This window comes from Pseudomonas laurylsulfatiphila (assembly GCF_002934665.1).
GTDB classification, from domain to species: Bacteria; Pseudomonadota; Gammaproteobacteria; order Pseudomonadales; family Pseudomonadaceae; genus Aquipseudomonas; species Aquipseudomonas laurylsulfatiphila.
Genome location: NZ_NIRS01000005.1, coordinates 447,319 through 467,445, shown reverse-complemented (window position 1 = coordinate 467,445; position 20,127 = coordinate 447,319). Strand labels below are relative to the sequence as shown.

General features: G+C 60.9%; 17 protein-coding genes. 11 read left to right on the top strand and 6 right to left on the bottom strand.

The genetic code is table 11. The features are described 5' to 3' along the window. Positions 1-32 precede the first annotated feature (32 nt). Entirely contained in the window at positions 33-1,526 is a 1,494-nt protein-coding gene (locus CD175_RS20715; RefSeq protein WP_104450276.1) for an aldehyde dehydrogenase, read from the top strand. A 192-nt stretch (positions 1,527-1,718) separates the two neighbouring features. Next, positions 1,719-2,861 (top strand): MFS transporter, encoded by a 1,143-nt coding sequence (locus CD175_RS20710; protein ID WP_104450275.1) that lies wholly within the window; start codon positions 1,719-1,721, stop codon positions 2,859-2,861. Positions 2,862-2,924: 63 nt separating this feature from the next. Here the strand turns inward: CD175_RS20710 and CD175_RS20705 are convergent, their stop codons facing one another. Both CD175_RS20705 and CD175_RS20700 read right to left on the bottom strand, forming a co-directional pair. After that, positions 2,925-4,499 (bottom strand): phospholipase D family protein, encoded by a 1,575-nt coding sequence (locus CD175_RS20705; RefSeq protein WP_104450274.1) that lies wholly within the window; start codon positions 4,497-4,499, stop codon positions 2,925-2,927. A gap of 60 nt (positions 4,500-4,559) precedes the next feature. After that, on the bottom strand, positions 4,560-5,993 hold the full coding sequence (locus CD175_RS20700; protein WP_104450273.1) for an aminotransferase-like domain-containing protein: 1,434 nt from the start codon (positions 5,991-5,993) through the stop codon (positions 4,560-4,562). A gap of 179 nt (positions 5,994-6,172) precedes the next feature. Here CD175_RS20700 and CD175_RS20695 point away from each other — a divergent pair, with 179 nt between their 5' ends. Then, complete coding sequence (locus tag CD175_RS20695; protein ID WP_104450272.1) at positions 6,173-6,418, top strand: DUF1127 domain-containing protein; 246 nt, start codon at positions 6,173-6,175, stop codon at positions 6,416-6,418. Positions 6,419-6,561: 143 nt separating this feature from the next. Here the strand turns inward: CD175_RS20695 and CD175_RS20690 are convergent, their stop codons facing one another. Then, the gene (locus tag CD175_RS20690) at positions 6,562-7,869 is read right to left on the bottom strand and encodes an NAD(P)/FAD-dependent oxidoreductase (protein WP_104450271.1); all 1,308 of its coding nucleotides are present in this window, start codon (positions 7,867-7,869) and stop codon (positions 6,562-6,564) included. Positions 7,870-8,016: 147 nt separating this feature from the next. Here CD175_RS20690 and CD175_RS20685 point away from each other — a divergent pair, with 147 nt between their 5' ends. Further along, complete coding sequence (locus tag CD175_RS20685; RefSeq protein ID WP_007975156.1) at positions 8,017-8,370, top strand: YkgJ family cysteine cluster protein; 354 nt, start codon at positions 8,017-8,019, stop codon at positions 8,368-8,370. 70 nt (positions 8,371-8,440) lie between these two features. Here the strand turns inward: CD175_RS20685 and CD175_RS20680 are convergent, their stop codons facing one another. Continuing rightward, the gene (locus CD175_RS20680; RefSeq protein WP_007975155.1) at positions 8,441-8,929 is read right to left on the bottom strand and encodes an Lrp/AsnC ligand binding domain-containing protein; all 489 of its coding nucleotides are present in this window, start codon (positions 8,927-8,929) and stop codon (positions 8,441-8,443) included. Between the two features lie 157 nt (positions 8,930-9,086). Here CD175_RS20680 and dadA point away from each other — a divergent pair, with 157 nt between their 5' ends. The 6 genes from dadA (at position 9,087) to CD175_RS20650 (ending at position 15,353) form a co-directional block, all read left to right on the top strand. Next, complete coding sequence (dadA, locus tag CD175_RS20675) at positions 9,087-10,391, top strand: D-amino acid dehydrogenase (protein ID WP_007975154.1); 1,305 nt, start codon at positions 9,087-9,089, stop codon at positions 10,389-10,391. Continuing rightward, complete coding sequence (locus tag CD175_RS20670; RefSeq protein ID WP_007975152.1) at positions 10,363-10,716, top strand: RidA family protein; 354 nt, start codon at positions 10,363-10,365, stop codon at positions 10,714-10,716. The genes dadA and CD175_RS20670 overlap by 29 nt, the downstream gene beginning before the upstream one ends. Before the next feature lie 99 nt (positions 10,717-10,815). After that, entirely contained in the window at positions 10,816-11,889 is a 1,074-nt protein-coding gene (alr, locus tag CD175_RS20665; protein WP_104450270.1) for an alanine racemase, read from the top strand. 128 nt (positions 11,890-12,017) lie between these two features. Continuing rightward, positions 12,018-12,566, top strand: a complete 549-nt coding sequence (locus CD175_RS20660) for a cupin domain-containing protein (RefSeq protein WP_007975150.1) — start codon at positions 12,018-12,020, stop codon at positions 12,564-12,566. Between the two features lie 182 nt (positions 12,567-12,748). Continuing rightward, positions 12,749-13,171: a c-type cytochrome gene (locus CD175_RS20655; protein ID WP_104450269.1), complete on the top strand. Its 423-nt coding sequence runs from the start codon at positions 12,749-12,751 to the stop codon at positions 13,169-13,171. A 259-nt stretch (positions 13,172-13,430) separates the two neighbouring features. Continuing rightward, on the top strand, positions 13,431-15,353 hold the full coding sequence (locus CD175_RS20650) for an acetyl-CoA hydrolase/transferase C-terminal domain-containing protein (protein WP_104450268.1): 1,923 nt from the start codon (positions 13,431-13,433) through the stop codon (positions 15,351-15,353). 129 nt (positions 15,354-15,482) lie between these two features. On the opposite strand, the gene CD175_RS20645 is transcribed toward CD175_RS20650, so the two are convergent. Further along, positions 15,483-16,055, bottom strand: coding sequence for a xanthine phosphoribosyltransferase (locus CD175_RS20645; protein ID WP_007975145.1), 573 nt, complete (start codon positions 16,053-16,055; stop codon positions 15,483-15,485). Between the two features lie 55 nt (positions 16,056-16,110). Continuing rightward, positions 16,111-18,120, bottom strand: coding sequence for a DNA helicase Rep (rep, locus tag CD175_RS20640; RefSeq protein ID WP_007975144.1), 2,010 nt, complete (start codon positions 18,118-18,120; stop codon positions 16,111-16,113). A 264-nt stretch (positions 18,121-18,384) separates the two neighbouring features. Between rep and CD175_RS20635 the strand changes: the two genes are divergently transcribed. Beyond that, a complete protein-coding gene (locus CD175_RS20635; RefSeq protein WP_102699678.1) occupies positions 18,385-20,058 on the top strand; it encodes a putative bifunctional diguanylate cyclase/phosphodiesterase in 1,674 nt (557 codons plus the stop codon). Positions 20,059-20,127: the final 69 nt, after the last annotated feature.

The following is a 20,127-nucleotide window of genomic DNA, read 5'->3' as shown; positions in this document are numbered from 1 at the left end:
GGGTGTCGTTTCAATAAGAGGAGGACACTCGCATGACCACCCTGACCCGTGCCGACTGGGAACAACGTGCCCGCGATCTGAAAATCGAAGGCCGCGCCTATATCAATGGCGAATACACCGACGCCGTTTCCGCCGAGACCTTCGAATGCATCAGCCCGGTCGATGGCCGTCTGTTGGGCAGGATTGCCAGCTGTGACGCCGCCGATGCCCAGCGCGCCGTGGAAAACGCCCGCGCCACGTTCAATTCCGGTGTCTGGTCGCGCCTGGCGCCGACCAAGCGCAAAGCCACCATGATCCGTTTCGCCGGCCTGCTCAAACAGCACGCCGAAGAGCTGGCGCTGCTTGAAACCCTGGACATGGGCAAGCCGATCAGCGACTCCCTGTACATCGACGTCCCTGGCGCGGCGCAAGCCCTGAGCTGGAGCGGCGAAGCCATCGACAAGATCTACGACGAAGTCGCCGCCACCCCGCACGATCAATTGGGTCTGGTAACCCGTGAGCCGGTCGGCGTGGTCGGGGCCATCGTGCCGTGGAACTTCCCGCTGATGATGGCATGCTGGAAACTCGGTCCGGCGCTGTCCACCGGTAACTCGGTGATCCTCAAGCCGTCGGAAAAATCGCCACTGACTGCCATCCGCATCGCTGCTCTGGCCGTCGAAGCCGGCATTCCGAAAGGCGTGTTGAACGTGCTGCCAGGTTACGGCCACACCGTCGGCAAGGCTCTGGCCCTGCACAACGACGTCGACACCCTGGTATTCACCGGCTCTACCAAAATCGCCAAGCAACTGCTGATCTACTCCGGCGAGTCGAACATGAAGCGCGTCTGGCTCGAAGCCGGCGGCAAGAGTCCGAACATCGTCTTCGCCGATGCGCCGAACCTGCAGGAAGCTGCCGAAGCCGCTGCTGGCGCCATCGCCTTCAACCAAGGCGAAGTCTGCACCGCCGGTTCGCGTCTGCTGGTGGAGCGTTCGATCAAGGATACATTCCTGCCGCTGGTGATCGAGGCGCTGAAAACCTGGAAGCCGGGCAACCCGCTGGATCCGGAGACCAATGTTGGCGCGCTGGTCGATACCCAACAGATGAACACCGTGCTGTCCTACATCGAGTCCGGTCATGCCGACGGCGCCAAGCTGGTGGCCGGTGGCAAGCGTACCCTCCAGGAAACTGGCGGCACTTACGTTGAGCCGACGATTTTCGATGGCGTGAGCAATGCGATGAAAATCGCCCAGGAAGAAATCTTCGGCCCGGTACTGTCGGTCATCGCATTCGACAGCGCCGAAGAGGCCATCGCGATCGCCAACGACACGCCGTACGGCCTGGCCGCGGCGGTCTGGACTGCCGACATTTCCAAGGCTCACCTCACCGCCCGCGCACTGCGTGCCGGTAGCGTGTGGGTCAACCAGTACGATGGCGGCGACATGACCGCTCCGTTCGGTGGCTTCAAACAGTCCGGCAACGGTCGCGACAAGTCGCTGCACGCGTTCGACAAGTACACCGAGCTGAAGGCGACCTGGATCAAGCTGTAAGTCTTTAAGGGAGGCCTGTTGTAGAACCGGCCTCTCGAAACGACGCAGATCCCTTGTGGGAGCGAGCCTGCTCGCGATAGCGGTGTGACAGTCGACGAAAATGTTGAATGTTGCTCCGTCATCGCGAGCAGGCTCGCTCCCACAGTGTTTTGTGTTGTCTGTAAAAACAATAAATCCACAGGAGCGTGGAACATGCGTTGGGCGACTTATTTCGCCGTATTGGCATCTGTCCTGAGTGTCGGCCTGGCCCTGGGCGTCAGCATGCCGCTGGTGTCGTTTCGCCTGGAGAGCTGGGGCTACGGCTCGTTTGCCATTGGCGTCATGGCCGCGATGCCGGCCATCGGCGTCCTGTTGGGCGCGAAAATCTCCAGCCATCTGGCGGCGCGATTCGGTACCGCCAATCTGATGCGCCTGTGCCTGTGGGCCGGGGCGGTTTCGATCGGATTGCTGGCGCTGTTGCCGAGTTATCCGGTCTGGTTGGTGCTGCGGTTGATGATCGGGGTGATCCTGACCCTCGTATTCATCATCGGTGAAAGCTGGATCAATCAATTGGTGGTCGAGGAGTGGCGCGGGCGGCTGGTGGCGCTGTATGGCAGCAGCTATGCGCTGAGTCAGCTGGCAGGCCCGGTGTTGCTGGGCTTTATCGGTACCGAACACGATTATGGCTTTTGGGTGGGAGTCGGTTTGCTGATGGCGGCTCCGTTCCTGTTGCTGGGCCGCAGTGGTGCACCGAGCAGCGAAGCCAGCAGCGTGACCTTGAGTGATTTACTCGCTTTCTGTCGTGGCCTGCCGGCGATTGCCTGGGCGGTGTCGCTGTTCGCCGCGTTCGAGGCGATGATTCTGACCCTGCTGCCGGTCTATTGCCTGCGCCAGGGCTTCACCACGGAGATTGCCCTGGCGATGGTCAGTACGGTGGTGGTCGGCGATGCGGTGCTGCAATTGCCGATTGGTGCGTTGGCCGATCGCTTGTCGCGCCGGGCATTGTTTACCGTCTGCGCAGTCGTCTTGCTGGTGTCGAGCCTGGCGATTCCGATGCTGATCGATACGCTGCTGATCTGGCCGCTGTGGGTCTTGTTTGGCGCCAGTGCCGGTGGCTTGTTTACCTTGTCACTGATCCTCATCGGCGAGCGTTATCGCGACGATGCGCTGGTGCGGGCCAACGCGCACATCGCCCAGCTGTGGGGCATCGGTTGCCTGGTCGGGCCGCTGCTGGCGGGCGCCGGCAGCCAGTGGATCAGCGGGCATGCGTTGCCGTTGCTGATGGCGGTCGGGGCCTTGGGCGTGTTGATCGTGGTGTCGCGGCAGGGGGCGTTTGGTGCTGCGCAACCGGCATAGATCAAAAGATCAAAAGATCGCAGCCTTCGGCAGCTCCTACAGGGTTGCGATCTTTTGAGGGGGCTACAACATCCGCTCCAGCCCAACCGTGTTGCTCAGCCACGCATTGAAACGACGCCACCAGCTCCCTGGCTCCTTGGTCAGGGTGTGCATTTTTCCGTCGTCTTCCGTGCTCCAGACAATCTGACCGTTTTCCAGCTCCACTTGATAGCTCAGGGCTGGTGCCATGCCCTGCAGCGCCAGTTCGCGGACCCGTGCAGCCAATTCCGGGCTGTCCACCAGCACGCCGACCTCGGTGTTCCACAGCACTGAGCGCGGATCGAAATTGAACGAGCCGATAAAGGATTTCTGCTGGTCGAAGATCATCGCCTTGCTGTGCAGGCTGGAATCGGAGCCGCGATAGGAACTGCTGGAAAACAGATGCGGCCCGCTACCGCTGCCGCCTCCCTCGCCGGGTTGGCGACGCAATTCGTACAGCTTCACGCCGTGTTCCAGTAATGCCCTGCGATAGGGCGCGTAACCGCCATGAACCGCGGGAACGTCCGTGGCTTCCAGAGAATTGGTCAGCAAACGCACCGAAACGCCGGCATCGGCGCGCCCGGTCAGGTACACCAGCCCCGGTTGGCCAGGCACGAAGTAAGCCGAAATCATGATCAGCTCTTTACGGACGCCGTCGAGTTCAGGCGCCAATTGCGTGGTCAGCAGCAACTGCGGATCGGGCTCGCCTTTGGCCAGTACCTTGCTCGGCGCATCCCACAATGCCTGGTTCCAGGCCCAGATCAGTTTGCGGCGCCAGATGTCCAGGCGCGGATGGGTGGCGAAGGTCATCAGGTGTTTGTAGAGTGCATGATTCTGTTTGCGCGTTTCCGCCAGGGACTCCTCCAGTCGGGTGCGGGTGTTTTCCAGGTCGCGGGGGGTGGGCTTGCTCGACAGGAATTCGTCGATCGGCTTGCTCAGGGCGCAGTTCCAGTATTGGTCGAAACTGTGCCCGAGTTGCTCGGCAACCGGGCCGACACCGAGCAAGTCGATGTCAGTGAAATTCATGTTGGGCTCGGCATCGTAATACTCATCCCCCAGATTTCGCCCGCCGACGATGGCCATGCTGCTGTCCGCCAGCCACAACTTGTTATGCATGCGTCGATGCTGTTGCGACAGGTTGAGCAGTCGGCCTACGGTCCGTGTCACCCCCGTACTGCGGCCCAGGTTCAGCGGATTGAACACGCGGATCTGGATTTGCGGGTGCGCGGCGAGGGTGGCAATGACGCGGTCCAGGCCGTCGCTGGTTGTGTCATCAAGCAGTACCCGTACCCGCACGCCCCGGTCGGCGGCCTTGAGCAATTCCTCGATCAACATGCGCGTGCTGATGCCGTCGTGCACGATGTAATACTGCAAATCGAGGCTGCTTTGGGCATTGCGGATCAGTTCGGCACGGGCGGTGAAGGCCTCGGTGCTGTCCGATAGCAGGCGGAAGCCCGATTGTCCCTTGTAAGGCGCGGCCTGTGCCTGGACCGAGCGGCCGAATGCGGAGTCTGAAGCCGGCAGCGCCTGGCTCGGTATACGCTGTACGTCGAGGCTGGCGCACCCGCCCAGGAACGCGGCGAGTAGCACAAGAGCAAGCAGGGGCTGTCTGACTCTCACGTAGGGTCGTTCCGTTTGGCGGCATAGTCAGGCATATGGACGCTAAATCCAGAATAAAAGTCAGTCGCTGAGCTGATCGGTGTCCGCCAGCAGTTTGATCGCTGTCGCACCGACCTTGCGCACTGCGTCTTCGATCTGCGGTGTTGGCTTGGCAGCGTAGTTCATGCGCAGGCAATTGCGGTATTTGCCGGAGGCGGAAAAAATACTGCCCACGGCAATCTGTACGCCCTGGTCGTGCAAGGCGCGATTCAGTCTCAGGGTGTCGAAGCCTTCCGGCAGTTCGACCCACAGCATGAAGCTGCCTTGTGGGCGACTGGCGCGGGTGCCGGCCGGGAAGTAGCGGGTTACCCAATCGATCATCAGGTCGCGATTGCGCTGGTATTGCGTGCGCATCCGCCGCAAATGCGGTTCGAAATGGCCGCCCTTGAGGAATTCGGCGATGGCGATCTGTGGCTGCGGCGCGGTGGAGCCGGTGCTGATGTATTTCATGTGCAGCACCCGTTCCAGATAGCGGCCGGGCGCGACCCAGCCGATGCGCAGGCCCGGGGCCAGGGTCTTGGAAAACGAACTGCACAACAGGACGCGACCGTCCTCGTCGAAGGACTTGATCGTGCGCGGGCGCGGATAGGTGTAGGCCAGTTCGCCATACACATCGTCCTCGATGATCGCCACGTCAAACCGCTGCGCAAGCGTCAACAACGAGCGTTTGCGCGACTCGGGCATGATGTAGCCCAGCGGGTTGTTGCAGTTGGGCGTCAGCTGTATGACCTTGATCGGCCACTGCTCCAGGGCCAGTTCCAGCGCTTCGAGGCTGATGCCGGTCAGTGGGTCGGTGGGGATTTCCAGGGCCTTCATGCCCAGGCCCTTGAGGGTCTGCATCGCACCGTGAAAGCTCGGCGAGTCCACCGCCACAATGTCTCCCGGTTCGCAGATCGCGCGAATGCTGGTGGATAGCGCTTCGTGGCAACCGGTGGTCACTACCAGGTCGCCGGCGCCCAACTGGCAGCCGGAATCGAGCATCAGGCGGGCGATCTGTTCGCGCAGTTCGAGGTTGCCGTGGATGTTGTCGTAATACAGGCCGGGCATGTCCTGCCGCCGGCTGATCCGTGCCAGGTCGCGCAACAGTGGCTTCATGGTTGGACTGGTGATGTCCGGCATGCCGCGACCCAGTTGCACCACGTCTTTGCGCGGCACGGCGCGAATCAACTCCAGCACCTGATCCCACTGGGAGATGTCCACCGGCCGTTGGGCCGGGCGGCCGACTCCCGGCAAATCCGGCAGTTCGCGGCTGGCCGGGACGAAGTACCCGGACTTGGGACGTGGCGTGGCCAGCCCGCTGTCTTCGAGCACCCGATAGGCCTGCTGCACCGTGCTCAGGCTGACGCCGTGCTCGACGCTCAGCGCTCGTACCGAGGGCAGCCGGTCACCAGGGCGATAGAAGCCCTGTTCGATACGCGTGCCGAGCAGTTCGGCCAGGTTGACGTAAAGGGTCATGGTGCAGCCTCGATAGGGATGATTCGGTTAACCAGTACAGATCAGACGAAAAATCGGGATTCAGTGGCGGAATCGGCAAAACTGTATGGAGTTAATACAGTTGCTTTGAATCTGTAATGCTTTTCCCCGCCCGCGCATCATGGAACCTCTGGCTACCCAAGTAAACAGGAGCATCCAAGATGAACGGTTTGAGCGATGTGCGGCTGACATTACACAGTCAGGAACTGGCGACAGGGCAGAACAACGGCGCGCGGGAGGCGGGCATGCACGATGCGTCGTCCGGCCAGAGTCGTTGGGATCAGTTCTGGCGTCGGCTGCACACGCGCAAGGCGTTGCTGGCGCTGACACCGGATCAGCTCAAGGATGTCGGACTGACACGGGAGCAGGCGTTGGATGAGGGGCTGAAGCCTTTCTGGCGGATCTGAGCTTTGCAGTGTTCTTCAGGGCCTCATCGCGAGCAAGCTCGCTCCCACAAGGAGCGGTGGTGAACACAAATCTTGTGAACACCGCCAAACACTGTGGGAGCGAGCTTGCTCGCGATGGCGCCGGTACAGGCCCCGCCAAACCTTCAGACCAACTCTTTCAGCCGATGCCACAACATCCCCAGCGCCAGCAACGGCGAGCGCAAATGCTTGCCGCCGGGGAAGGTGATGTGCGGGACCCGGGCGAACAGATCGAAGCCGCCGCTGTGCTGGCCGCTGATGGCTTCGGCCAGCAGCTTGCCGGCCAGGTGCGTGGCATTCACGCCATGACCGGAATAGGCCTGGGCGTAATACACGTTCGGCTGGTCCTTGAGTCGCCCGATCTGCGGCAGGCGGTTGGCGCCGATGCCGATCATGCCGCCCCATTGGTAATCGATCTTCACTGCGCTCAATTGCGGGAAAACGTCGAGCATTTTCGGACGCATGTACGCGGCGATGTCTTTCGGGTCGCGGCCGGAGTAATGGCAGGCGCCGCCAAACAACAGGCGCCGGTCCGCCGAGAGCCGGTAGTAGTCCAGCGCCACCCGTTGGTCACAGACCGCCATGTTCTGCGGCAGCAGGGCGTGGGCCTGTTCTTCGCTCAGTGGTTCGGTGGCGATGATGTAGCTGCCGGCGGGCAGGACTTTACCGCTGAGTTCCGGGTTGAGGTTATTGAGGTAGGCGTTGCAGCCCAGCACCAGGGTTTTGGCGCGCACCGAGCCCTCGGCGGTATGGACCTTGACCTCGGGGCCATAGTCGATGCGAGTCACGGCCGACCGTTCAAACAGTCGGACCCCCAGTTGTTGCGCCGCCGCCGCTTCACCCAGGACCAGATTCAGTGGGTGCAGGTGCCCCGAGCCCATATCGATCAGGCCGCCGACGTACCGTGTGGAGCCGACCACGGTGTGCATCTCATGGGCTTGCAGCAAACGGGTCTCGTAGCGATATCCGAGGCTGCGCAGTTCTTCGGCATCCTCGGCGAACCCTTCAAGGTCGCTGGGCTTGTTGGCGAGGTCGCAGTAACCCCAGGTCAGGTCGCAGGGGATCTGGAAGCGCTCGACCCGTTGCCGGACGATTTCCACGGCTTCCAGGCCCATGAGTTTCATTTGCCGCACGCCTTCGGCACCGATGACGTTGGTGAATTGATCGAGGCCGTGGCCGACGCCGCGAATCAGCTGCCCGCCATTGCGTCCGCTGGCGCCCCAACCGATTCTGTGGGCCTCAAGCAACACCACGCTGAGGCCGCGTTCGGCCAGCTCAAGCGCCGTGTTCAACCCCGAAAACCCGCCACCCACGACACAGACATCGGCCCGCACTTCGCCTTTGAGCACCGGAAGTTCGGGCTGCGGCAGGCTGGTGGCGGCGTAGTAGGACGCGGTGTGGTTCAGAGCAGGCTGTTGAGCACGTGGGGTCATGTGCGTGTTCCTGATTCTTGCGTTTAGAAAATTTGACGGAGCATAAGCCGGACCTTCCCGGACGGGCAACATTGGTCGGCTGGTGCTGTCTGGATCGGGGCTTTTGCGTCAGAATCGCGCTCTATTCCGCTTTGGGTCACCGCTGCAATGAGCTGCAACAGCCAGACAATCCGCACATTGCGCCAACAGATTCCCTCATTCGAGTGCGTGCCCGGCTGCCATGACTGCTGCGGGCCGGTGACCACCTCGCCGGAAGAAATGTCGCGCCTGCCGCGCAAGACGCGCGCCGAACAGGATGCCGCCATGGAAGAGCTCAACTGTGTGCATTTGGGGCCCAATGGCTGCACGGTGTATGACGAACGGCCACTGATCTGCCGGTTGTTCGGCACCACCAAGACCTTGCCATGCCCCAATGGGCGCGGGCCGGTGGAGTTGATTCATCCGCGGGTGGAGAAGCAGGTGTTCGAGTATATGGCCAGCACCCGGCAGGTGCTGGTTTAAAAGATCGCAGCGGACCACGCGCTCCAATGTAGGAGCTGCCGAAGGCTGCGATCTTTTGATCCATTGCTCCTCAATCCGGAATCGGCAAAGTCAAACTCTCCTTCACCTCTTCCATCACGATATAGCTCTTGGACTCCCTCACATGGGGCAGCTTGAGCAGGATGTCGCCCAGCAACTTGCGGTACGAGGCCATCTCGGAAATCCGCGCCTTCACCAGGTAGTCGAAATCCCCTGACACCAGATGACACTCCAGTACATGGGGCAATTTCAGCACCGCACGTCGGAACTCTTCGAACGTATCGCCGGATTTGTAATCCAGGCTGATCTCGACGAACACCAGCAGACTACCCTTCAGGTGTTGCGGATTTAGCCTGGCGTTGTAGCCCATGATGATCCCCTCGCGCTCCAGACGCCGGACCCGCTCAGTACAGGGCGTGGTCGAGAGCCCGACCTTTTCCCCCAGCTCGGTAAAGGAAATCCGCCCGTCCGCTTGCAGGATCCGCAGGATGTTGCGGTCGATCTTGTCCAGCTCACGTTTGGTCTGAGTGTTGGTACGCATAGGGGATGCGCCTCCGTGAAAAGGGTTTTTGCCGAGAATTGTCGCCAAATATAGGCGCTTATATAGTGAAAAGCACTGGCAAATCTTTTTTACACTGCGCGCATCTAAAGCTCTGAACAACAAACGTCAGCGGTTAGCCGCGATGAGGGATATGAAAATGCGCGTCATGGTCTTGGGCAGCGGCGTCATCGGTACCACCAGTGCTTATTATCTGGCCCGTGCCGGGTTTGAAGTGGTGGTCGTCGACCGGCAGCCGGCTGCTGCCATGGAGACCAGTTTCGCCAACGCCGGGCAGGTCTCGCCGGGTTATGCCTCGCCGTGGGCCGCACCGGGTGTGCCGCTCAAGGCCATCAAGTGGCTGTTGCAGCGCCACGCGCCCCTGGCAATCAAGGCCACTGCCGACATCGACCAGTACCTGTGGATGGCACAGATGCTGCGCAACTGCACCGCCAGCCGTTATGCGGTGAACAAGGAGCGCATGGTCCGTCTGTCCGAGTACAGCCGTGACTGCCTCGATGAACTGCGTGCCGAAACCGGCATCGCCTACGAAGGCCGCAGCCTCGGCACCACCCAACTGTTCCGCACCCAGGCTCAACTGGACGGCGCCGCGAAAGACATCGCCGTGCTGAAAGAGTCCGGCGTGCCGTTCGAACTGCTCGACCGTGAAGGCATTGCCCGCGTTGAGCCAGCGCTGGCCAGCGTGACTGACATCCTCGCCGGTGCCCTGCGCCTGCCGAACGACCAGACTGGCGACTGCCAGATGTTCACCACCAAGCTCGCAGAAATGGCCGCGAACCTCGGTGTGCAATTCCGTTTCGGTCAGGACATTCAGCGCCTCGATTTCGCCGGTGACCGCATCAACGGCGTATGGATCGACGGCAAGCTGGAAACCGCCGACCGCTACGTGCTGGCCCTGGGCAGCTACTCGCCGCAACTGCTCAAGCCGCTGGGGATCAAGGCGCCGGTGTACCCGCTTAAGGGCTACTCCCTGACTGTGCCGATCACCAACTCGGCGATGGCCCCGACCTCCACCATTCTCGACGAGACCTACAAGGTCGCGATCACCCGTTTCGACAACCGCATCCGCGTCGGCGGCATGGCCGAGATTGCCGGTTTTGACCTGTCGCTGAACCCGCGTCGCCGGGAAACCCTGGAGATGATCGTCAACGATCTTTATCCTCAGGGCGGCGATCTGGCCCAGGCCAGCTTCTGGACCGGCCTGCGTCCGACCACTCCGGACGGCACGCCGATTGTTGGTGCCACGCCGTTCAAGAACCTGTTCCTGAACACCGGTCACGGCACGCTCGGCTGGACCATGGCTTGCGGCTCCGGCCGTTTGCTGGCCGACCTGATGGCGAAGAAAAAGCCGCAGATCAGCGCCGAAGGCCTCGATATTTCCCGTTACGGCAACAAAACCCAGGAGTCTGCAAAGCATGTCAGTCCAGCGCCAGCTCACCAATGAGCGCATGAGTCAGATCGTCACCCATAACGGCACGGTTTACCTGGCCGGACAGGTAGGCGACGACATGAACGCCGGGATTGAACAGCAGACCCGTGAAACCCTCGCCAACATCGAGCGCTTGCTCGATCTGGCCGGCACCGACAAGCACAACCTGCTGTCGGTGACGATTTACCTGAAAGACATCGATGCACATTTCGAAGGCATGAACGCGGTATGGGACAACTGGCTGCCAAAAGGCGTCGCCCCGGCCCGTGCCACCGTTGAAGCGAAATTGTGCGAACCGGAAATCCTGGTCGAGCTGTCGGTTGTAGCCGCTCTGCCATAAGCCTGTAAGAAAAGATCCCTCTCCCGGTGCTGTTGGTGGTTCACGCTGTCAGCCAGCGCCGGTTTTTCTTCCCGATAACCCGACCAGAAGTCTGCCGCCATGCGTCCTGCCCGTGCCCTGATCGACCTTCAAGCCCTGCGCAACAACTACCGAATCGCCCGTGAGCTCACGGGGGCCAAAGCCCTCGCGGTGATCAAGGCCGATGCCTATGGCCATGGCGCGGTGCGTTGCGCCCAGGCGCTGGAAGCCGAGGCGGACGGGTTTGCCGTGGCCTGCATCGAAGAGGCGCTGGAGCTGCGGGCGGCGGGCATTCGTGCACCGGTCTTGTTGCTGGAAGGTTTTTTCGAAGCCGATGAGCTGGCGCTGATCGTCGAGCATGATTTCTGGTGCGTGGTGCATTCGCTGTGGCAACTCGAAGCCATCGAGAAAGCGGCGTTGAGCAAGCCGATCACCGTGTGGCTGAAGCTCGATTCGGGCATGCACCGCGTGGGGCTGCACCCGGCGGATTATCAGGTTGCCTATCAACGGCTGCTGGCCAGCGGCAAGGTCGCGAAGGTCGTGCTGATGAGCCACTTTGCGCGTGCCGATGAACTGCACGAACAGGCCAGTGCCGATCAGGTGGCGGTATTTGAAGCGGCGCGCAAGGGCTTGACCGCCGAGGTCAGCCTGCGCAACTCGCCGGCGGTGCTCGGTTGGCCACAGATTCCAAGCGATTGGGTACGTCCCGGCATCATGCTCTATGGTGCCACGCCGTTCGAAGAGGCCAACGAAGTAGCCTCACGCCTGCAACCCGTGATGACCCTTGAGTCGAAAGTCATCAGTGTCCGCGAACTGCCGGCTGGCGAGCCAGTCGGTTACGGCGCCAGGTTCATCACGCCCAAACCGATGCGCATCGGTGTGGTGGCCTTGGGTTACGCCGACGGCTACCCGCGTCTGGCACCGACCGGCACCCCCGTGCTGGTTGCCGGGCAACGCAGCCAGTTGATCGGCCGGGTGTCGATGGACATGCTCTGCATCGACCTGACCGATGTACCGCAGGCCGGTCTCGGTTCGACCGTCGAGTTGTGGGGCAAAAACATCCTCGCCAGTGATGTAGCCATGGCTGCCGGCACGATTCCGTACCAGATTTTCTGCAACCTGCGCCGGGTGCCACTGCTCTATTCCGGGGCTTAGTGCACAAGGCTCCAGACCGGAAGTCGCCTCGCTGAGCAGGATTCAGGTCAAGGTGTTGTAAATACTGAACGCTGTCGCCATGATAACGTCCACTATTCCAACAATCTTGAATCCTGGAGGCGCAAGCTTTGGACGTCGGTGAACGACTGCAATCCATCCGTAGGCTCAAAGGCCTTTCCCAGCGTGAGCTCGCCAAAAGGGCGGGCGTCACCAACAGCACCATTTCGATGATCGAAAAGAACAGCGTGAGCCCTTCGATCAGTTCGTTGCGCAAGGTGTTGGGCGGGATTCCCATGTCCATGGTCGAGTTCTTTTCCGAAGAAATCCTGCAGGAAAAGCCGACCCAGATCGTCTACAAGGCCAACGAGCTGATCGATATTTCCGATGGCGCCGTGACCATGAAATTGGTCGGTCGGGCCCACCCGAGCCGGGCTATCGCATTCCTCAATGAAATCTATCCGCCAGGCGCCGACACCGGTGACGAGATGCTCACCCATGAGGGTGAGGAAACCGGCATCCTGGTCGAAGGAAAACTGGAGCTGGTGGTCGGTCTCGAAACTTTTGTCCTCGAAGCCGGTGATAGCTACTACTTTGAAAGTACCAAGCCACACCGTTTCCGGAATCCGTTCGATGCGCCTGCGCGACTAATCAGCGCAGCCACGCCGGCGAATTTCTAAGAAAAGAGGCGTCCTGCCAGCATCGCAGAGGCGCCCGGGCCGTTTTTCCGCCGCAGCCTAAGACCCTTGCGACTTTGGGGTTGTTTCAGTGCGACGGGCTTACCGCTATACTTGCGCCCGCCTGCGAACCGTGGCCGTAGGCGTGACTAGCCACCATTGAGGGTGAACGCGTGAACCTAATTATGAAAATGCTGGCTGCACCAGCAACCGTATTGGCCCTATGGGCTGTCAGTGTCAGCGCTCAGGCTGCGACCAACGACGATATCGCCAAACGCCTTGAGCCAGTCGGCCAGGTTTGTGTTCAGGGCAAAGAGTGCAAGGGCATGGAAGTGGCCACTGCTGCTGGCGGCGGTGGCGGTGCAAAAACCCCGGATGAAGTGATTGCAAAACATTGCAATGCTTGCCACGGTTCAGGCCTGTTGGGCGCACCGAAAATCGGTGATGCTGGCGCCTGGAAAGAACGTGCCGATCACCAGGGCGGCCTCGACGGCATCCTGGCCAAAGCCATTACCGGTATCAACTCGATGCCGCCTAAAGGCACCTGCGCCGACTGCTCCGATGCTGAGCTCAAAGGCGCCATCCAGAAGATGTCCGGCTTGAAGTAAGCGCCAGATCTTCCGCAAAAAACCGTCTTCGGACGGTTTTTTTGTGCCCCCAATCCCTGTAGGAGCGAGCCTGCTCGCGATGAATTCGAAGGCGCCGTGGGGTGTCAGGCTCGCCGCGTTATCGTTGACGACCATCGCGAGCGAGCTCGCTCCTACAAGGTTTTTGTGTCGGGCGGTTGGCCGATACAGGCTGTTCATTGCAGCAAAGACCCGGCAAGCTCGGTCAAAGCCCAAGTCATGGAACGTGAGGGAGAATCCGATGGTTCAGCTGTGTTCTATCGAGCGGGCAGTCGATGACGTCTTGGCAAGGCTGCCGGCACATATCCACATGGGCCTGCCTCTGGGGTTGGGCAAACCCAATCACTTCGTCAACGCGCTGTATCGACGAATCGCACAGTTGCCCGAGCGGCGGCTGACGATCTACACCGCGTTGTGTCTGGGCCGCCCGCCCTTGGGCGACGGATTGCAAAAGCGCTTCCTGGAACCCTTTGTCGAACGGGTGTTCGGCGATTATCCGGAGCTGGATTTCCTCGCCGACCTGCGTCGCGATCAACTCCCGGGCAACATCCACATCCAGCAGTTTTTCATGCAGCCCGGCAGCCTGCTCAACAGTGCCACGGCGCAGCAGGATTACGTCAGCAGCAACTACAGCCATGCGGCGCGGGACATCAATGCCGCCGGTTTGAACCTGGTGGCGCAACTGGTGGCCAGTCATGCCGAGCATCCCGACCGCTTGAGCTTGAGCTGCAACCCGGACATCACCCTCGACCTGTTGCCGATGATCGCCAAGCGCCGCGCCGCCGGAGAAATCATCCTGATGGTCGGCCAGGTGCACAACGATCTGCCCTACATGCCCGGCGATGCGGAACTGGGCATCGACACCTTTGACCTGCTGATCGATGAGAAAGACCACACCACACTGTTTTCCACGCCGAACATGCCGGTGGGGTGTCAGGACCATTTCATCGGCTTGCATGCCAGCACCCTGGTGCGTGACGGCGGTACGTTGCAGATCGGCATCGGCTCCATGGGCGATGCGCTGACGGCGGCGCTGCTGACGCGGCAAGCGGACAACGACGCTTACAAGGCGTTGCTGGCCGACGTAAACCTCAGCCACTGGGCGCAACTGATCGAGCGCCAAGGTGGCATCGAACCCTTCGCCAAAGGCCTGTATGGCTGCAGCGAAATGTTCGTCAACGGCTTGTTGGTGCTGGCCGATGCCGGAATCGTACGGCGCAAGGTTTATCCGGACGTGGCGACCCAGCAGCAGGCGAATGCCGGCACCCTCGACGAGGCTGCGCAAACCGATGGCATCTCGGTGCACGGCGGTTTCTTCCTCGGTCCGCGCAGCTACTACGAACGCTTGCGCGAATGGTCACAAAACAAGCGGCTCGAATTCAACATGACCCGCATCAGCTACATCAACGAACTCTACGGCCAGGAAGAACTCAAGCGCTTGCAGCGCCTGGATGCGCGGTTCATCAACACCGCGTTCACCGTGACCTTGCTCGGTGCCGCGGTGGCGGATCAGCTCGAAGACGGACGTGTGCTCAGCGGCGTAGGCGGGCAATACAACTTCGTGGCTCAGGGCCATGCGCTGCAAGGCGCGCGCTCGGTGTTGCTGCTGCGCAGCTGGCGTGAGTCTGGCGGCGATGTCAGCTCGAACATCGTCTGGGAGTATGGCCACTGCACGATTCCCCGGCACTTGCGGGACGTGGTGGTCACCGAATATGGCATCGCCGATCTTCGTGGCAAAACCGATGCTGCAGTGATCGAAGCCTTGCTCAATATCAGCGACTCGCGTTTTCAGTCGGGATTGATTGAACAGGCGCAGAAGGTCGGCAAATTGCCCAAGGACTTCCGACTCGAGCCGCGCTTTACCGATAACAGTCCGCAGCGGTTGCAGGGCATTCAGGCACAGCATCCGCAGCTGTTTCCAGAGTATCCGCTGGGGTGTGATTTCACCGAGGTCGAGCGAGATGTGTTGCGGGCGCTGAACTGGCTCAAGAGCAAGTTCAAGCTGAGCGAGGTGCTGGAGTTGGGCAAGGCAGCGCTGGATGCGCCGGAGGCGGCAGCGTTCCCGGAGCATCTGGAGCGCATGCAGCTGGCCAACCCGGAGGGACTGAAGGAGGATTTGTATCAGCGGTTACTGCTGGCTGGCCTGAAAGCCACCGCGCAATAACTGCCCACCCAAAATCAACTGTGGGAGCGAGCCTGCTCGCGATAGCAGTGTGTCAGTCAACGAAGATGTCGACTGACACTATGCAATCGCGAGCAGGCTCGCTCCCACAAGGTATTACTGTGTCCCGGCTTACTCGATGAAGGTCACAACCCCATCGGCCAACGACTTCACGCGAGCCAACGACTCCACGCGATAACCCTGCGAATCCAGCTCCGCACGGCCGCCCTGGAACGACTTCTCGATCACGATGCCCAGCCCCGCCACAGTGGCGCCGGCCTGTTTGATGATCGAAATCAGCGCCTGGGACGCCTTACCGTTGGCCAGGAAGTCATCGATGATCAGCACGCGGTCACTGCTGGTCAGGTGGCGCGGGGAGATCGCCACGGTGCTTTCGGTTTGCTTGGTGAACGAGTACACGGTCGCCGACAGCAGGTTTTCGGTGAGGGTCAGGGACTGGTGCTTGCGGGCGAAAATCACCGGCACACCGAGGTTCAGGCCAGTCATGATTGCCGGGGCGATGCCCGAGGCTTCGATGGTGACGATCTTGGTGATACCCGAGTCCTTGAACAGCGTGGCGAATTCGTCGCCGATCAGCTTCATCAGGGCCGGGTCGATCTGGTGGTTCAAAAAGGCGTCGACCTTCAGGACCTGGTCGGAAAGCACAATGCCTTGTTCGCGAATTTTCTGGTGCAGGGCTTCCATGAAGCTGTCCTCTTTTGGCGCCTGTGCGCCGAAGGTCATATAAAAGTGGTCAATTCTAGCGCTTTAACATCGCGCGTATATCCGCCAATGCGTTGTTGCCCCGCACGGCTTTGACTTCGGTCGGTGTGTCGTCGTTGCCTTCCCAGGCCAGATCGTCCGGTGGCAACTCATCGAGAAAGCGGCTCGGCGCGCAATCGATGATCTCGCCGTACTGCTTGCGCTTGGCCGCGAAGGTGAAGGCCAGGGTCTGGCGCGCGCGGGTAATGCCCACGTAGGCCAGGCGACGTTCTTCTTCGATGGTGTCGGCTTCGATGCTGGAGCGGTGCGGGAGGATTTCCTCCTCCATGCCCATGATGAACACGTAGGGGAATTCCAGGCCCTTGGACGCATGCAAGGTCATCATCTGCACGCCTTCGGCGCCGTCTTCCTCTTCCTGCTGACGCTCGAGCATGTCACGCAGGACGAGTTTGCCGATGGCGTCCTCGACGGTCATTTCGCCTTCTTCGTCTTTTTCCAGGGTGTTCTTCAGTGCCTCGATCAGGAACCAGACGTTACCCATGCGGTAGTCGGCGGCCTTGTCGCTGGAGCTGTTGGTGCGCAGCCAGTTCTCGTAGTCGATGTCCATGACCATGCTGCGCAGGGCCGAGATCGGGTCTTCGCCGGCGCACTGCTCGCGCACCCTGTCCATGAAGCGCTTGAAGCGCGACAGGCGATCGGTGAAGCGGCTGTCCAGATGCTCGCCCAGGCCGATTTCGTCGGTGGCGGCGTACATCGAGATCTTGCGTTCGGTGGCGTAGTTACCCAGCTTCTCCAGCGTGGTCGAGCCAATCTCGCGGCGCGGCACGTTGATCACCCGCAGGAAGGCGTTGTCGTCATCCGGGTTCACGATCAGGCGGAAGTAGGCCATCAGGTCTTTCACTTCCTGACGGCCGAAAAAGCTGTTGCCGCCGGACAGGCGATACGGCACCTGGTGGTGCTGCAATTTCAGCTCGATCAGCTTGGCCTGGTAGTTGCCGCGATAGAGGATCGCGAAATCGCTGTAAGGCCGGTCGGTGCGCAAGTGCAGGCTGAGGATTTCCATGGCCACACGCTCGGCCTCGGCGTCCTCGTTGCGGCAGCGGATCACGCGGATCTCGTCGCCGTGACCCATTTCACTCCACAGCTGTTTTTCGAATTCGTGAGGGTTGTTCGAGATCAGCACGTTGGCGCAGCGCAGGATGCGACTGGTGGAGCGGTAGTTCTGCTCCAGCATCACCACTTTCAAGGACGGGTAGTCTTCCTTGAGCAACATCAGGTTTTCCGGGCGGGCACCGCGCCAGGCGTAGATCGACTGGTCATCGTCGCCCACCACGGTGAACTGGTTGCGTTTGCCGATGAGCATTTTCACCAGCAAATACTGGCTGGCGTTGGTGTCCTGGTATTCGTCGACCAGCAGGTAGCGCACCTTGTTCTGCCACTTTTCCAGGATGTCGGCGTGTTCTTCGAACAGCTTCACCGGCAGCAGGATCAGGTCGTCGAAGTCCACTGCGTTGAACGCCTTGAGCGTGCGCTGGTAGTGGGTGTAGACGATGGCAGCGGTCTGCTCCTTGGGGTTGCGCGCGTTTTCCAGGGCCTGAGCCGGCAGGATCAGGTCGTTTTTCCAGGCGCCAATCATGTTCTTGATCTCGTCGACACCGTCGTCGCCCGAGTATTCCTTCTGCATGATGTCGGTCATCAGGGCTTTGACGTCGGTCTCGTCAAAGATCGAGAAGCCCGGTTTGTAGCCCAGCCGCACGTGTTCCTTGCGGATGATGTTCAGGCCCAGGTTGTGGAAGGTGCAAACCGTCAGCCCGCGACCTTCACCGGCACGCAGCAGGGTGCCGACCCGTTCCTTCATCTCGCGGGCGGCTTTGTTGGTAAAGGTCATGGCGACGATGTACTGGGCGCGGATGCCGCAGTTCTGGATCAGGTGCGCGATTTTGCGCGTGATCACACTGGTCTTGCCGGAGCCTGCACCGGCGAGCACCAAAAGAGGGCCGCCGACGTAGCTCACGGCTTCTTGCTGCCGGGGATTGAGTCGGGACATAGGTAAATTCAGGAGTCAGTCACGAAATGGGCCGGCATTTTAACAGGCTCAGCGAATTGTGCTGCTCTGTCCGACTTGTGACGTACCGCGCTATCTGCAATTGCCGGTTTTGTTACTTTCACGCAGGATGCGCAACGAATTTGCGGCTAATGTTCGTAATTCCAGATACAAAGGGCCCGTTTTGATAACTGATGTCATTGTCATTAGTTATCGGGACGGCATAATGCCCGTCGCCTACATCTTTGCAGAGTCTAGGGAGCTAGCTTGTCTACGCCTGTCGAACCCTTGCGTTTGCTGCTACTGGCCGAAGAGCCAGCGTGGGCAGCGTTGTTGCGCGAGTGTCTGGCTCCGATGGGGAGCTCGGCCGTGCTCATCAGCGCGCCGAGTTGGGAGTCGGTCAGCAGCCTGTTCGATGACAACCGCAGCGCGGTGTTATTGACGATCCCGCAACTTCAACCGGCGCCGGGCCGTTGCAGCCTGCCGACGGTGTTGCTGCTCGACCATGAGCCGCTGACCCCGCCTGACGGTGTAAGTGACTGGCTGGTGCGCGATCATCTCGATCCGGGCATGTTGCGCCGTTGCCTGCGCCATGTGCGCGAACGTGGCGTCCTGGAAAACACCCTGCAACGCCTGGCCGAGCAAGATCCGCTCACAGGCATCGCCAACCGCCAGGGCTTTCAGACCCTGTTGACGGCGCGGCTGGCGGAAAACGACGGTCGCGGCCTGGCCCTCGGTCATCTCGACCTCGACAACTTTCGTTATGCCAACGATGCCCTCGGCCATCAGGCCGGTGACCGCCTGATCCTGCAAGTGGTGGCGCGGCTCAAGAGCCAGCTTGAAGCCGGTGATCAACTGGCACGCCTGGGCAGCGATGAGTTCGCGCTGCTGATCGACACCCGTCGCGCTCCCCAGCGTGCCGAGTGGATGGCCGAGCGCATCAGCGAAGCGCTGGCCGAGCCCTATTGGATCGACGGCGAAAGCTTGTTGATCGGCTCCAGCCTGGGCATTGCCCACGCCCGGGCCCAGGCCGGCGCGGACCCGCTGATGTGGCACGCGCACATCGCGATGCAGCAGGCCAAAAGCACGCAAGGTTGCACCTTTCATATTTTCAACGAGCGCATCAATCGCAATGCCCGCAGCATCGCCGACCTCGAAACCGAACTGCGCCGGGCACTGCGCCGCGATGAGCTGGAATTGCACTACCAGCCACGGCTGAACCTTGAAGACGGACAGATCGTCGGCCTCGAAGCGTTGGTGCGCTGGCGGCATGCCGAGCGCGGCTTGCTGCCGCCAAGCGAATTCGTGCCGCTGGCCGAGCAAAGCGGCCTGATCGTGCCGCTGGGCTACTGGGTGATTTCCCGGGCCTTGCGCGACATGCAGGCGCTGCTTGAGCTGGGTTTGCCGCCGTTGCACATGGCGATCAACCTGTCGTTCCGACAGTTCCAGGACAGCCAGTTGCTGTCGACCCTGAGCCGCCTGATTGCCGAGCGCGGCGTCGAGGCGCAGTGGCTGGAGTTCGAACTGACCGAAACGGCGGTGATGCGCCGCAGCGATCTGGTCAAGCAGACCATGGACGCCCTCGGGCGCCTCGGTGTGCGCTTCTCTCTCGACGACTTTGGCACCGGCTTCTCGTCGTTCGTGCACCTCAACAGCCTGCCGATCACTTTGCTGAAGATCGACAAGAGCTTTGTCGGCGGCATGGAACAGCGTGAGGAAAACCGCAAGCTGGTCCACGCGATGATCAACCTGGCACACAACCTCAACCTTGAGGTGGTCGCCGAAGGTGTGGAGACACCGGAGCAACTGGATCTGCTGCGCGGGTTCGAATGCGATCAGGTGCAGGGGTATTTGATCAGCAGGCCATTGCCGTTGGCCGAGCTGGTGGAATATCTGATGTTTGGCTCCAGTCAGCAGCCGCCGCTGGAAGTCGTGATCTGATCACGAGTAATTGGTTGCCACGGAACCCTGTAGGAGCGAGCTTGCTCGCGATGGTCGTCAACGATAACG